General features: G+C 71.5%; 11 protein-coding genes and 3 pseudogenes. 4 read left to right on the top strand and 10 right to left on the bottom strand.

Annotated elements, in window-relative coordinates; translation table 11 throughout:
- Positions 1 to 737: pseudogene (locus GTY56_RS22465) on the top strand (tetratricopeptide repeat protein); the annotation flags it as partial.
- 15 nt (positions 738 to 752) lie between these two features.
- Here GTY56_RS22465 and GTY56_RS22460 read toward each other — a convergent pair.
- Both GTY56_RS22460 and GTY56_RS22455 read right to left on the bottom strand, forming a co-directional pair.
- Positions 753 to 1,703: a M28 family metallopeptidase gene (locus GTY56_RS22460; RefSeq protein ID WP_161367135.1), complete on the bottom strand. Its 951-nt coding sequence runs from the start codon at positions 1,701 to 1,703 to the stop codon at positions 753 to 755.
- Positions 1,704 to 1,858: 155 nt separating this feature from the next.
- Positions 1,859 to 2,332, bottom strand: coding sequence for a VOC family protein (locus GTY56_RS22455; protein WP_161367134.1), 474 nt, complete (start codon positions 2,330 to 2,332; stop codon positions 1,859 to 1,861).
- A gap of 21 nt (positions 2,333 to 2,353) precedes the next feature.
- Between GTY56_RS22455 and GTY56_RS22450 the strand changes: the two genes are divergently transcribed.
- Positions 2,354 to 2,977 (top strand): CGNR zinc finger domain-containing protein, encoded by a 624-nt coding sequence (locus GTY56_RS22450; protein ID WP_161367133.1) that lies wholly within the window; start codon positions 2,354 to 2,356, stop codon positions 2,975 to 2,977.
- Here GTY56_RS22450 and GTY56_RS22445 read toward each other — a convergent pair.
- Positions 2,964 to 3,413 carry a winged helix-turn-helix transcriptional regulator gene (locus GTY56_RS22445; RefSeq protein ID WP_161367132.1) on the bottom strand — a complete coding sequence of 150 codons (450 nt, stop codon included), beginning with the start codon at positions 3,411 to 3,413 and terminating at the stop codon, positions 2,964 to 2,966. The genes GTY56_RS22450 and GTY56_RS22445 overlap by 14 nt on opposite strands.
- Positions 3,414 to 3,505: 92 nt before the next feature.
- On the opposite strand from GTY56_RS22445, the pseudogene GTY56_RS22440 reads away from it, so the two are divergent.
- Positions 3,506 to 4,660: pseudogene (locus GTY56_RS22440) on the top strand (MFS transporter); the annotation flags it as partial.
- 80 nt (positions 4,661 to 4,740) lie between these two features.
- Here the strand turns inward: GTY56_RS22440 and rarD are convergent.
- Together rarD and GTY56_RS22430 are read right to left on the bottom strand one after the other, a co-directional pair.
- Positions 4,741 to 5,754 carry an EamA family transporter RarD gene (gene rarD / locus GTY56_RS22435; protein ID WP_161367131.1) on the bottom strand — a complete coding sequence of 338 codons (1,014 nt, stop codon included), beginning with the start codon at positions 5,752 to 5,754 and terminating at the stop codon, positions 4,741 to 4,743.
- A gap of 122 nt (positions 5,755 to 5,876) precedes the next feature.
- Positions 5,877 to 6,731, bottom strand: coding sequence for an SDR family oxidoreductase (locus GTY56_RS22430; protein ID WP_161367130.1), 855 nt, complete (start codon positions 6,729 to 6,731; stop codon positions 5,877 to 5,879).
- Positions 6,732 to 6,821: 90 nt separating this feature from the next.
- Between GTY56_RS22430 and GTY56_RS22425 the strand changes: the two genes are divergently transcribed.
- Positions 6,822 to 7,202: a winged helix-turn-helix transcriptional regulator gene (locus GTY56_RS22425; protein ID WP_161367129.1), complete on the top strand. Its 381-nt coding sequence runs from the start codon at positions 6,822 to 6,824 to the stop codon at positions 7,200 to 7,202.
- Between the two features lie 30 nt (positions 7,203 to 7,232).
- Here GTY56_RS22425 and GTY56_RS22420 read toward each other — a convergent pair whose 3' ends face one another.
- From GTY56_RS22420 to abrC1, 5 genes and pseudogenes are all read right to left on the bottom strand, one after another.
- A complete protein-coding gene (locus tag GTY56_RS22420; protein ID WP_161367128.1) occupies positions 7,233 to 8,312 on the bottom strand; it encodes a 2-oxoacid:ferredoxin oxidoreductase subunit beta in 1,080 nt (359 codons plus the stop codon).
- Positions 8,305 to 10,233 carry a 2-oxoacid:acceptor oxidoreductase subunit alpha gene (locus tag GTY56_RS22415; protein WP_161367127.1) on the bottom strand — a complete coding sequence of 643 codons (1,929 nt, stop codon included), beginning with the start codon at positions 10,231 to 10,233 and terminating at the stop codon, positions 8,305 to 8,307. Before GTY56_RS22415 ends, GTY56_RS22420 begins: the two co-directional genes overlap by 8 nt.
- A 175-nt stretch (positions 10,234 to 10,408) precedes the next feature.
- Positions 10,409 to 11,068 (bottom strand): response regulator AbrC3, encoded by a 660-nt coding sequence (gene abrC3 / locus GTY56_RS22410; protein WP_346345540.1) that lies wholly within the window; start codon positions 11,066 to 11,068, stop codon positions 10,409 to 10,411.
- A gap of 228 nt (positions 11,069 to 11,296) precedes the next feature.
- Positions 11,297 to 12,658 carry a sensor histidine kinase AbrC2 gene (gene abrC2 / locus GTY56_RS22405; RefSeq protein WP_161367125.1) on the bottom strand — a complete coding sequence of 454 codons (1,362 nt, stop codon included), beginning with the start codon at positions 12,656 to 12,658 and terminating at the stop codon, positions 11,297 to 11,299.
- Positions 12,659 to 12,768: 110 nt separating this feature from the next.
- Positions 12,769 to 13,359 (bottom strand): annotated as a pseudogene (gene abrC1 / locus GTY56_RS22400) (sensor histidine kinase AbrC1); the annotation flags it as partial.

The raw sequence follows: 13,359 nt of genomic DNA, 5'->3' as shown, positions 1-13,359 counted from the left end.
GGGCCGGGTCCGCGCCGGAAGGCGCGCCGCCGGCCCCGCGTGCGGCGACGCCGCCCGGCACCGTCGCCCCGCCCACCGGCGAGTTCGGCCCGCCCCCGCCCATGGACGCGAGGCCGCTCCCGGTTCCCGAGGCCCAGCCGGCTCCGCGGCCCGCTCCGGTCCCCGAGGACGCCCTGATCGCCGCCGACCCCGACCCCAAGCCCACGCCCCCGCGCGGCTTCGACGCCGTCGCGGAGGCCGTACTCGGGGGCGAACCCCTCACCGCCCCGGGCGATCCCGCCGCCCCGGCGCTGCTCGCGGAGCCGATCACGCGGATCAACGAGGCGGTGAAGGAGGGCAGGATCGAAGCGGCGTCCGGGCTGGCGGAGCAGACCCTCGTGCAGGCGTCCGCGACGCTCGGGCCGGAGCACCCGGAGGTGCTCCGGCTCGGCGAACTCACGGCGTACATCGCCTACTTGGCGGGCGACCCGCTCCGCGCCTTCAGGCTGTCGCTGGACCTGGCCGGTGCCCGCCGCCGGGCCGGCGACCCGGAGGCCGCCTACGGCAACGTGGAGAGTGCGGCCACCGCCTGGCGCGCGGTCCGCGACCCGGCGCTCGGGCTGGAGCTGGGACGCGACCTGATCGCCCTGTGGACGGAGCTCGCCGCCGAGGACGGCCCGGCCGCCGAGGAGGTCGAGCAACTGGAGTCGGCCCGCGCCCGCATGGGCCGCCTCACCGAACGCGCCCGCAACCAGTAGGCGAGGTGCCGGGGGCTATTCCGACAGCTCCCACACCGCGTGCGCGAGGGCGTCGCTGTTGCGGTTCAGGGCGGTGTCGTTGATGTTGGCGGTGGTGTCGCAGGAGGAGTGGTAGCAGCGGTCGAAGGCCCGCCCGGCCGTACCGCCCCACTTGGCCGCCTGCGCCGCCGTCATCGTCCGGCTCGCCCCGGTGAACATACCGCCCACCGGCACGCCCGCGCTCTTGAAGGGCGCGTGGTCGGAACGGCCGTCGCCCTCGGTCTCGATCTCGGTCGGGACGCCGATGCCGCCGAAGTAGTCCTTGAAGGTCTTCTCGATCGCCGGGTCGTCGTCGTAGACGAAGTAGCCGGGGTTCGGGGAGCCGATCATGTCGAAGTTCAGATAGGCGCTGATCCGCGAACGGTCGCCGGTGGTCAGCCGGTTGACGTAGTAGCGGGAGCCGACCAGGCCGAGCTCCTCCGCGCCCCACCAGGCGAACCGCAGGTGCTTGGTGGGCTTGTACTGCGCCCGGGACACGGCCAGGGCGGCCTCCAGGACGGCGGCCGACCCGGAGCCGTTGTCGTTGATGCCGGCCCCGGAGGAGACGCTGTCGAGGTGCGAGCCGGCCATCACGACCTGGTTCGCGTCGCCGCCCGGCCAGTCGGCGATCAGGTTGTAGCCGGTGCGGCCGGAGGCGGTGAACTGCTGGATCGTGGTGGTGTACCCGGCCGCGTCCAGCTTGGCCTTCACGTAGTCGAGCGAGGCCTTGTACCCGGCCCGGCCGTGCGCCCGGTTGCCGCCGTTGGCGGTGGCTATGGACTGCAACTGGGACAGGTGGGCCTTGACGTTCGCCACGGGTATGTCCGGCGCGGCGGCCGCTCTGGAGGGAGCGGAGGACGCGGCGTCGGCCACGGCGCCGCCGGTCAGGAGCATGGCGGTTGCCATGCCGCCCGCGGCGACGGCGCGCGCGGAAACGGAGAGCTTCATGTGGGGGCTCCGGATTCCGTGGGGAAGCCCGTGGGATGCTGCCCACGGGCCGCCCACAGTGAATGGGGTGCCTGGATGGTGAAGCTGGTACTGACTCTCCGTCAAGGTAGTGATTCGGCCAGGGGGTTACGGAGCACAGGCCTCCGGAGTGCCGGTCACTGCACGCAGAACTCGTTCCCTTCCGGGTCCGCCATCACGATCCACTCGCCGCCCTGCTCCTTCACCCGCCGCAGGGCGCTCGCCCCGAGCCCCTCCAGCCGGGCGACCTCCTCGTCACGCCGCCCCTCGCCCGGGTGCAGATCGAGGTGCAGCCGGTTCTTGACCGTCTTCGCCTCCGGCACCCGCTGGAACAGCAGCCGACGCCCGAGCCCGGTCCCGCTCTCCTCGTCGAAGGGGTCCTCGGGGTGCCGTACGGCGATCAGGTCCCGGAAGGCGCGGCGGCCGTGGAAGTCGACCGTGGCCTCCTCCGGCAGGGCGCCGAAGCCGAGCAGCTTCCCGATGAGGGCGCTGTTGTCCTCGACCTCGTAGTGCAGGGCGGCGGCCCAGAACTCGGCCTGGGCGTGCGGGTCGTTCGCGTCGATGACGAGTTTGAAGTGCACGGGAGCCGGTGATGCGGGTGTCTGCTTCATGTAACCACTTATACTGGTTGGATGAGTGGACGCGCCCGGGAAACGCCGGATCGCCCGCCCGGCCTGACGCTGGTCTCGGGTGAGGGCAAGCCCTACCGCTTCGACCCCGGCACCCTGTGCCTGGAGCTGACGACGACGGGCGGCCCCGGGGTCTTCGCCCGCTGGGAAGTGCTCCACGAACCGTCCGACCTGATCACCTGGGCCGGGCTGAGCCGGCTGCCGGACGGGCTGGACCTCACCGTCTCCGCCGGGGAACTGGAGCGGGCGCGTACCCTGCGTGACGCCGTGCTCCTCCTCGCGGCCGACCGCGCCCACGGCCGCCCCCTGCTCGCCCCGCACCTGGACGTCGTCAACGCCGCCGCGGCCGCGCCGCCGCTCGTCGCCCGCATCGAGGCCGACGGCACCCGCTCCTGGGCCCCGGGCGCCACCGGCACCCAGCTGCTCGCGACCGTCGCCCGCGACGCCATCGACCTGTTCACCGGGCCCTTCGCCGACCGGATCCGCGAGTGCGGCGCCCACAACTGCCACCTGCTCTTCGTCGACACCTCCCGGCCGGGCCGCCGCCGCTGGTGCGCGATGGAGCACTGCGGGAACCGCGAGAAGGTCCGGGCGCACCGCGCCCGCCACGCCCCTACGAAGCCGTAGTCTCCGCGGCCTCGGCCGCCCGGGTGTCGTAGGCGGTCCTGGCCTGCGCGATCTCCTCCTGGTGCTCCTCCGTCCAGGTCACCAGGGACTGGATCGTCGTGTGCAGCGTCCTGCCCAGCGAGGTCAGTTCGTACTCGACGCGCGGCGGCACCACCGGGTGCACGGTCCGCTTCACCAGGCCGTCCCGCTCCAGCGAGCGCAGGGTCACCGTCAGCATCCGCTGGCTGACCCCGTCGATCTCCCGGCGCAGCTCCGTGAAGCGCAGCCGCCGGTTCTCCAGCAGCGCGATGACCAGCAGCGACCACTTGTCGGCGATCCGGTCGAGGATCTGCCGGACCTGGCAGTCCTCGCGGGTGTCCCACTGGAAGGGGTCCGCGTCCCCGTAGTCCACGGTGCTCGCGCAGTTACTCGGTGACTTCGAAGTGCCTTCTTCCATGTCCGTCGATGCTGCCGCAGGGTGGGGCCTGGTTACAAGAGGGAACCGACCCTCGCTTGCGTAACCGCCCCTCACCGGAGGAGTGTTGACTCATGGGCACCCGTGCCTGGGCGCTACTGCTCGTTCTCTGCGGAACGATCTTCCTCGAAGGCATCGACGTCGCGATGATGGCGGTGGCGATCCCGGCCGTCCGTGCCGATCTCGGGCTGACCACCGGCACCGCGGCCTGGGTGATGAGCGCCTATGTGCTGGGCTACGCGGGTTTCACGCTGCTGGGCGGCCGGGCCGCCGACCTGCTGGGCCGGCGGCGGATGTTCCTGCTCTGGCTGACCGTCTTCCTCGCCTTCTCGGGGCTCGGCGGCTTCGCGACGGGCGGCTGGATGCTGATCGTCGCCCGCTTCGTCACGGGCGTCGCCGCCGCTTTCATGACCCCGGCCGCGCTCTCCCTGATCACCACCTCGTACGAGGAGGGCCCGCAGCGCAACAAGGCCCTGCTGGTCTTTGCCGGGACCGGCGCGGCCGGCTTCTCCCTCGGCCTGGTGATCGGTGGCCTGCTCACCGAGATCGGCTGGCGCTGGGTGTTCTTCGCGCCCGTGCTGATGGCCGCCGCCCTGCTCGTCGCCGCCGTACGCCTGATCCCCCGCGGCGACGCCCCGGCCAGGCGTGAGCGCACCTTCGACCTGCCCGGTGCGATCACCGCCGCCGGCGCCATGCTGCTGGCCGCCTACACCGTCGTCCGTCTGGAGCACGGCCTGCACCAGTGGCCGGTCACCCTGGCCTCGGGTCTCGCGGCCGTGCTGGTGGCCGCCGCCTTCGTCGCGGTCGAACGCCGCTGTCCCGACCCGCTCGTCCGGCTCGGCCTGCTGCGCAAGGGCCCGGTCGTACGCGCCGACCTGGGGGCGCTGCTCTTCCTCGGCGCCTTCTTCGGCTTCCAGTTCGTCGTCACGCTCTACTTGCAGGAACTGCGCGGCTGGTCGTCCTTGCAGACCGCGCTGGCCCTGCTCGTCATGGGCATCGACGCCGTCCTCGCGCCGACGCTCACGCCCAGACTGGTCACCCGCTTCGGCAACGCGCGGGTGATCACCGGCGGTTTCCTCCTGGCCGTGGCCTCCTACGCCCTGATCCTGCCGCTCGGCATGGACTGGTCCTACGCCATGATGCTTCCGACCCTGCTGCTGAGCGGCCTCGCGTTCGCCCTGGCCTACGGGCCGCTGACCATCGCCGCCACGGACGGCGTGGCCGGGTCGGAGCAGGGTCTGGCGGGCGGGCTGCTGACGACGGCCACCCAGTTCGGCTCCGCGATCGGCATCTCGGCGGTGACGGCCGTCTATGGCCTGGCGTCCACCGGGCCCGGCCCCGAGGCAACGCTCTCGGCGTTCCGCGCGGCGCTGACCGTGCCGGTCGCCCTGTCCGTGCTGGGCACGCTGATCTCGTTGGTGAGCGTGCGGGAGGCGCGGCGGGCGGTGCGCAAGGCGTCCCAGGTGAGCAGCGTCAACGCCAGCCACACCAGCGCGAATCCGGCCCAGCGCTCCGGCGGCATCTCCTCGTGGAAGTAGAGGACGCCGAGCAGGAACTGGAAGACCGGCGTCAGGTACTGAAGCAGGCCGATGGTGGACAGGGGCACGCGGATGGCGGCGGCGCCGAAGCAGACCAGGGGGAGCGCGGTGACGACGCCGGCCGAGGCGAGCAGCACCGCGTGTCCCGCGCCCTCGGACGCGAAGGTGGAGCCGCCGCGCGCGGAGAGCCACACCAGGAAGCCGAGCGCGGGCAGGAACTGGATCGCGGTCTCGGCGGCCAGCGACTCGATGCCGCCGAGGCCCACCTTCTTCTTCACCAGCCCGTAGGTGGCGAAGGAGAACGCCAGGCAGAGCGAGATCCACGGCGGCTGCCCGTAGCCGATGGTCAGCACGGCCACCGCGACGCCACCGGTGCCGACCGCCGCCCACTGCACCGGCCGCAGCCGCTCCTTCAGCAGCAGCACGCCCATCGCGATGGTGACCAGCGGGTTGATGAAGTACCCGAGTGAGGCCTCCACGACGTGCCCGGAGTTCACGGACCAGATGTACAGGCCCCAGTTGACGGTGATGACCGCCGCGGCGACCGTGATCAGCGCCAGCTTGCGTGGCTGCCGCAGCAGTTCGCCGGCCCAGGCCCAGCGGCGCAGCACGAGCAGGGCGGCGCCCACGAAGACCAGCGACCACACCATCCGGTGGGCCAGGATCTCCATCGCGCCGGCCGGCTTCAGCAGGGGCCAGAACAGGGGGACCAGCCCCCACATCCCGTAGGCCGCGAAGCCGTTCAGCAGTCCTATGTGCCGCTCACCCCTCGGCTTGCCGCTCACGTGCCCCTCCTTCGCGCCTGGCGTGCGTCCGCGTTCACGACGGTAACGCCGGGCGCCCCCGGCTGTCATGTCCGTATCGGCATACGGTCATGACAGTCCGGGGGTGGCACGGTGCAGCGGGGTCAGCCCTTGAGGGCCGCGGCCACGGCGTCGGCGAGCGGGGTGGTCGGACGGCCGGCCAGGCGGGAGAGGTCACCGGAGGAGACGACCAGTTCGCCCTTCTCGATGGAGGCGTCGACGCCCGCGAGGATCTGCGCGAACGGCTCGGGCAGGCCTGCGCCGGTCAGGATGCCGACGAGCGCTTCGGGGGAGACGGCGTTGTAGGCGATGTCCTTGCCGGTCTGCCGGCTCAGCTCGGCCGCGTACTCGGCGAAGCTCCAGGGGGTGTCGCCGCCCAGCTCGTACGTCTTGTTCTCGTGCCCCTCACCGGTCAGCACGGCGACGGCGGCAGCGGCGTAGTCGGCGCGCGAGGCGGAGGAGACCTTGCCCTCACCGGCGGCGGCGACGACCGCGTTGTGCTCCAGCACGGGGGCGAGGTTCTCGGTGTAGTTCTCGTGGTACCAGCCGTTGCGCAGCAGCGCGTAGGGCACGCCGGAGCCCAGCAGGATCTCCTCGGTGCCGCGGTGGTCGTCGGCCAGCGCGGCGGTCAGGGTGCCGGGGGCGCTGGTGTAGGCGAGCAGGGCGACACCGGCCGCCGCGGCGGCGTCGATGACGACCTTGTGCTGCTGCACGCGGCCCCTGTCGAACTCGTTGCCGGAGATCAGCAGCACCTTGTCGCCGGCGGAGAAGAGGTTGTCGTAGGAGGCGGGGTCGTTGTAGTCGGCGAGGGCGATCTTCACACCGCGGTCCGCGAAGTCGGCGGCCTTCTCCGCGTTGCGCACGACCGCGGTGATCTGCCCGGCGGGGACCTTCTCCAGCAGCTGCTCCACGACGTGGCGGCCGAGGTGTCCGGTGGCTCCGGTGACGACGATGCTCATGGTGAGACTCTCCTTGTGGGGTGCGTTGGCACTAACCCTAGGAGGCGCGCTAACTATTGGAAAGTACCCACTTTGAAGTAAGGTACTGGCATGGCGGTAAGTGATAGTGAAGCCCTGTGCCCGTACCGGCTGGTCCTGGAGCACGTGACCAGTCGCTGGGGCGTGCTCGTCCTGATCGAGCTCCTGGAGCGCCCGTACCGGTTCAGCGAGCTGCGCCGCGCGATCGGCGCCTACGGCGGCCGGGGCGTCAGCGAGAAGATGCTGACCCAGACCCTCCAGACCCTGGAGCGGGACGGACTCGTCCACCGCGACGCCAAGCCCGTCATCCCGCCGCGCGTCGACTACTCCCTCACCGGCCTGGGCCGCGAGGCCGCCGAGCAGGTGCGCGCCCTGTCGCAGTGGACGCGCGACCGCATGGACGACGTGGAGAAGGCGCGGCGGACATACGACGAGACCCGGGCCGCTTCCTAGCGCCCCGGGCCCCGGTGGGTGTCCGGCAGGTCAGCCCACGACCGTCCAGGTGTCGCCGCCCGCCAGCAGCGCGCCCAGGTCGCCCTTGCCGTGCTGCTCGATCGCGGTGTCCAGCTGGTCGGCCATCTGCGTGTCGTAGACGGGCCGCTCGACGGAGCGCAGCACACCGATCGGCGTGTGGTGCAGCGTGTCCGGGTCGGCGAGGCGCGACAGCGCGAACGCCGTGGTCGGGGACGGGGAGTGCGCGTCGTGGACGAGCACCTGGTCCTCGTTGTCCGGCGTCACCGCGACCACCTTCAGATCACCCGTCAGCGGGTCCCGCACGACACCCTTGGCCAGGTCGGCCCCGAACCGGATGGGCTTGCCGTGCTCCAGCCGGATCACGGCGTCCTCGGCCTGCTGCTTGTCCTTGAGGGCGTCGAAGGCGCCGTCGTTGAAGATGTTGCAGTTCTGGTAGATCTCGATCAGCGCCGTGCCCTGGTGGGCGGAGGCCTGGCGCAGCACCTCGGTGAGGTGCTTGCGGTCGGAGTCGACCGTGCGCGCCACGAAGGACGCCTCGGCGCCGATCGCCAGCGACACCGGGTTGAACGGCGCGTCCAGCGAGCCCATCGGCGTCGACTTCGTGATCTTCCCGACCTCGGAGGTCGGCGAGTACTGGCCCTTGGTCAGACCGTAGATCCGGTTGTTGAACAGCAGGATCTTGAGGTTGACGTTGCGGCGCAGCGCGTGGATCAGGTGGTTGCCGCCGATGGACAGCGCGTCGCCGTCACCGGTGACGACCCACACCGACAGATCCCGGCGGGAGCTCGCCAGACCCGTGGCGATGGCGGGGGCGCGGCCGTGGATGGAGTGCATCCCGTAGGTGTTCATGTAGTACGGGAAGCGGGAGGAGCAGCCGATGCCCGAGACGAAGACGATGTTCTCCTTCGCCAGCCCCAGTTCGGGCATGAAGCCCTGCACCGCGGCGAGGATGGCGTAGTCGCCGCAGCCGGGGCACCAGCGCACTTCCTGATCGGACTTGAAGTCCTTCATCGACTGCCTGCCCTCGGCCTTGGGGACGAGGGAGAGCGACTCGACGGTGCCCGTGCCGTGCGTGGACGTCTCAGCCATCGATGGCCTCCTTCAGAGCCGCGGCGAGCTGCTCCGCCTTGAACGGCATGCCGTTGACCTGGGTGTACGAGTGGGCGTCGACCAGGTACTTCGCCCGGATGAGCATGGCGAGCTGCCCGAGGTTCATCTCGGGGATCACCACCTTGTCGTAACGCTCCAGCACGGAGCCCAGATTCCGCGGGAAGGGGTTGAGGTGGCGCAGGTGCGCCTGCGCGACGGACTCCCCGGCCCTGCGCAGCCGCCGCACCGCCGCCGTGATCGGCCCGTACGTCGAGCCCCAGCCCAGGACCAGCGTCTTCGCCGCGTGGGGATCGTCGACCTCGATGTCCGGGACGTCGATGCCGTCGATCTTCGCCTGCCGGGTGCGCACCATGAAGTCGTGGTTGGCCGGGTCGTAGGAGATGTTGCCCGTGCCGTCCTGCTTCTCGATGCCGCCGATGCGGTGCTCCAGACCCGGCGTGCCCGGGATCGCCCAGGGGCGGGCCAGCGTCTGCGGGTCCCGCTTGTACGGCCAGAACACCTCGGAGCCGTCGTCGAGCGTGTGGTTCGGTCCCTGCGCGAACTGCACCCGCAGGTCCGGCAGCTCCTCGATGTCCGGGATCCGCCAGGGCTCGGAACCGTTGGCCAGATAGCCGTCGGACAGCAGGAACACCGGCGTGCGGTACGTCAGCGCGATCCGGGCCGCCTCCAGCGCGGCGTCGAAGCAGTCCGCCGGGGTGCGCGGCGCCACCACCGGGACCGGCGCCTCGCCGTTGCGCCCGTACATCGCCTGGAGCAGGTCGGCCTGCTCGGTCTTGGTCGGCAGACCCGTCGACGGGCCGCCGCGCTGGATGTCCACGACCAGCAGCGGCAGCTCCAGCGAGACCGCCAGGCCGATCGTCTCCGACTTCAGCGCCACACCGGGACCGCTTGTCGTGGTCACGGCCAGCGAACCACCGAAGGCCGCGCCCAGCGCGGCCCCGATGCCTGCGATCTCGTCCTCCGCCTGGAAGGTCCGCACGCCGAAGTTCTTGTGTTTGCTCAGCTCGTGCAGGATGTCCGAGGCCGGAGTGATCGGGTACGACCCCAGGTACAGCGGCAGATCCGCCTGCCGGCTCGCCGCGACCAGCCCGTATGACAGGGCGAGGTTGCCGGAGATGTTGCGGTAGGTCCCCGGCGGGAACGCCGTGGCCGCCGGGGCGACCTCGTAGGAGACGGCGAAGTCCTCCGTCGTCTCGCCGAAGTTCCAGCCGGCCCGGAACGCGGCGATGTTGGCGGCCGCGATGTCGGGCTTCTTCGCGAACTTCGACTTCAGGAACTTCTCCGTGCCCTCGGTGGGCCGGTGGTACATCCAGCTCAGCAGGCCCAGCGCGAACATGTTCTTGCTGCGCTCGGCCTCCTTGCGGCTGAGGTCGAACTCCTTCAGCGCCTCGACCGTGAGCGTCGTCAGGGGTACGGGGTGCAGGTGGTAGCCGTCCAGCGAGCCGTCCTCCAGCGGGGACGTCTCGTAGCCGACCTTCTGCATCGCCCGCTTGGTGAACTCGTCCGTGTTGACGATCACCTCGGCACCGCGCGGCAGGTCGCCGATGTTCGCCTTCAGTGCCGCCGGGTTCATGGCCACCAGCACGTTCGGCGCGTCGCCGGGCGTGAGGATGTCGTGGTCGGCGAAGTGCAACTGGAAGGACGACACACCCGGCAGGGTCCCGGCGGGCGCCCTGATCTCGGCCGGGAAGTTCGGCAGCGTCGACAGGTCGTTGCCGAACGACGCGGTCTCCGAGGTGAAACGGTCACCGGTGAGCTGCATACCGTCACCCGAGTCCCCCGCGAACCTGATGATCACCCGGTCGAGGCGACGGACATCCTTCGCGCCCGCCGCTTTGCGCTGCTCTCCTACGACTGCTCCGTCGGCCTGCTCCGCTGGGCTACTGACCTGGCTGGTCACTGAACTGGACCTCCCTCGAGGACGCTGTCCGGGACAGGCCTTCCCGCAGGCCCTCCCAGGATCAACCCTACGACCGCGGGGGTCGCCTTCTTCGTGTCATTCGCATCTTGGACACGACTTTGGGCTGATCATGCAGCCGGTTATGTCCGGGTCTCCCGCGTCAGCGGGTGAAACGTCATGACTTGAGGTACGTGAGCACGGCCAGCACCCTGCGGTGGTCACCGTCGCTCGGGGACAGCCCCAGCTTCAGGAAGATGTTGCTGACGTGCTTCTCGACCGCCCCGTCGCTGACCACCAGTTGCCGCGCGACCGCCGAGTTCGTCCGCCCCTCGGCCATCAGCCCCAGCACCTCGCGCTCGCGCGGGGTGAGCCCGGCCAGCACGTCCTGCTTGCGGCTGCGGCCCAGCAGCTGCGCGACCACCTCCGGGTCGAGCGCCGTACCGCCCTGAGCCACCCGCACCACCGCGTCCACGAACTCCCGCACCTCGGCCACCCGGTCCTTCAGCAGGTAGCCGACACCCCGGCTGGAGCCCGCGAGCAGCTCCGTGGCGTAGCGCTCCTCCACGTACTGCGACAGCACCAGCACCCCGAGCCCCGGGTGCGCCTTGCGCAACTGCACCGCCGCCCGCACCCCCTCGTCGGTGTGCGTCGGCGGCATCCGCACGTCCGCCACGACCACGTCCGGCAGGTCGCCCTGGGCGTCCAGCTCCGTGATGGTCTTGATCAGCGCCTCGCCGTCACCGACACCGGCGACGACGTCGTGCCCGCGGTCCGTCAGCAGCCGGGTCAGGCCCTCCCTGAGCAGCACTGAATCCTCGGCGATGACCACCCGCACCCTGTCCTCCACGATGTCCGGCCCCCCACAGCCCGATGCCGCCCGTCCGCAGCCCACGACGGCTCCGTGCCCACCCGTGCGACGGGTCCAGCATTTCAGGGTCGGAGGGTGAATGGGGGCGGGAGCGGCTTCTTGTCTGGCCGATCGGGTGGTGAGGGGAAGATGGGGGGCCGGAGGCGACGGCCCCCGGCCCTGTCACGGCTTGCGGGGGCCGGGCCCCCGCGGGCGTCACCGCACGTGCTCCCCCCGCCACGGCAACTCCGCGGTCACCCGGGTCGGCCCGCCCGCCGGCGAGTCCACCACCAGGATCCCGTCCACCGCGTCGAGCCGGTCCGCCAGCCCCGCGAGCCCCGACCCCTCGGAGACGTCCGCCCCGCCCACGCCGTTGTCCACGACCTGGAGCATCAGCCGGCTCTCCGTCCGCCACACCTCGACGCCCGCCCAGGTGGCCCGCGCGTGCTTGCTGACGTTCTGCAACAGCTCCGACACCGTGAAGTACGCGATGCCCTCGATGGCCGGCGCCGGCCGCTCCGCCAGGTCGACCTCGACCCGCACCGGCACCGTGCACCGCGACGCCACCGCCGACAGCGCCGCGTCCAGCCCCCGGTCCGTCAGCACCGCCGGATGGATCCCCCGGGCCAGGTCGCGCAGCTCCTGCAACGCCGTCTTCACCTCGCCGTGCGCCTCGTCCACCATCCGCGCGGCCGCCTGCGGGTCCTCCTGGAGCTTCTCCTTCGCCAGCCCCAGATCCATCGCCAGCGCCACCAGCCGGGCCTGCGCCCCGTCGTGCAGGTCCCGCTCGATGCGCCGCAGGTCGGCCGCGGCCGTGTCGACCACGACCCCCCGGTCCGACTCCAGTTCCACCACCCGCGACGCCAGCCGCGACGGCCCGAGCAGCCCGTGCACCAGCAGCCGGTCCACCATCGTCAGCGCCCGCACGATCCACGGCGAGGCGATCGTGAACAGCAACCCCACCAGCGCGGTCACCGTGATCTCGAAGGGGTTGTCGAGGTAGATCCGGTGCGTCTCGTCGCCGTACAGCTGGATCCCCTCCTGACCCGCGTACACCGGGAACACCCAGAACCACAGCGGGTACGTCAGCAGCGCCCAGCCCAGCACCCACACGTTCACCGCGACGACGAACGAGAAGACCGCCCAGGGCAGGTGCAGCACCGCGTACAGCAGGGCCCGCCACGAGGCACCGCTCTTGAGGACGGCCCCCATCCACGCCATCGCGCCCGGCCCGTTCCTCCGCAGCGGCTCCGGCTCGGCCACCTCCAGGCCCAGCAGCCCCCGCGCCCGCATCCGCTCCAGCGCCCCGAAGCCGCGGCACCCCGCGAGCCCCGCCGCCAGCACCGGAATGCCGAGGAACGTCACCAGCAGCCCCGCCCCCAGCGACACCATCGTGACCGCGTAGGTGAACAGCAGGATGCTGATCGGCAGGCTGAGCAGCACATGGGTGAGCTCCAGCCAGGTGCGCGGCTCGACCGGCGCCCGCAGCGCGGCGGGCAGCCGGTGCCGCCGTTCGGTGCTGCCCGCGAACCCGGGCCCGCTGTCGAGCCCGTACCCCTGTCCGTACTCCGTGGCCATCGGCGCCGTCCTTCTCCTCGTCCCGCGGCTGTGCTCTCGTACCTCCACCCTGCTCCGCCGCAGGTCGGCGGACCATGGAGTCCGTCGGCGTCTCGGGCGGGGGGTTTTCCCTACCCCCGGGCTCCGGACCGGTCCCGCCAGGGCAGTTCCGCCGTGACCGTCGTCGGGCCGCCCGCGGGCGACTCCAGGACGAACAGCCCGTCGACGGCGTCCAGCCGCTCCGCCAGGCCCTTCATCCCCGTACCGCCGTCGAGGCTCGCGCCCCCGCCCCCGTCGTCCCACACCTGGATGAGCAGCCGGGTCTTCGTCCGCCACACGTCCACCGAGGCCGACCTCGCGCCGCTGTGCTTGCTGACGTTCTGCAACAGCTCCGAGACGGTGAAGTAGGCGATGCCCTCGATGGCCGCGGCCGGCCGCTCCGGCAGATCGACCGTCACCTTCACCGGGACCGTGCAGCGCGAGGCGACCGAGGACAGGGCCGCGTCCAGGCCACGGTCGGTCAGGACCGCCGGATGGATGCCGCGCGCCAGATCCCGCAGCTCCTGGAGCGCCAGCTTCACCTCACCGTGCGCCTCCTCGACCATCGCCGCCGCCGCGTCCGGATCCTCCAGCACCTTCTCCTTGGCCAGGCCGAGACCCATGGCCAGATTGACCAGCCGCGCCTGCGCCCCGTCGTGCAGGTCCCGCTCGATGCGCCGCAG

Origin of the sequence: Streptomyces sp. SID5643 (assembly GCF_009872555.1) — a bacterium.
GTDB lineage: Bacteria > Actinomycetota > Actinomycetes > Streptomycetales > Streptomycetaceae > Streptomyces > Streptomyces iakyrus.
Note: the sequence above shows the minus strand (reverse complement) of the source record. Positions and strands in the feature narration are given on the sequence as shown.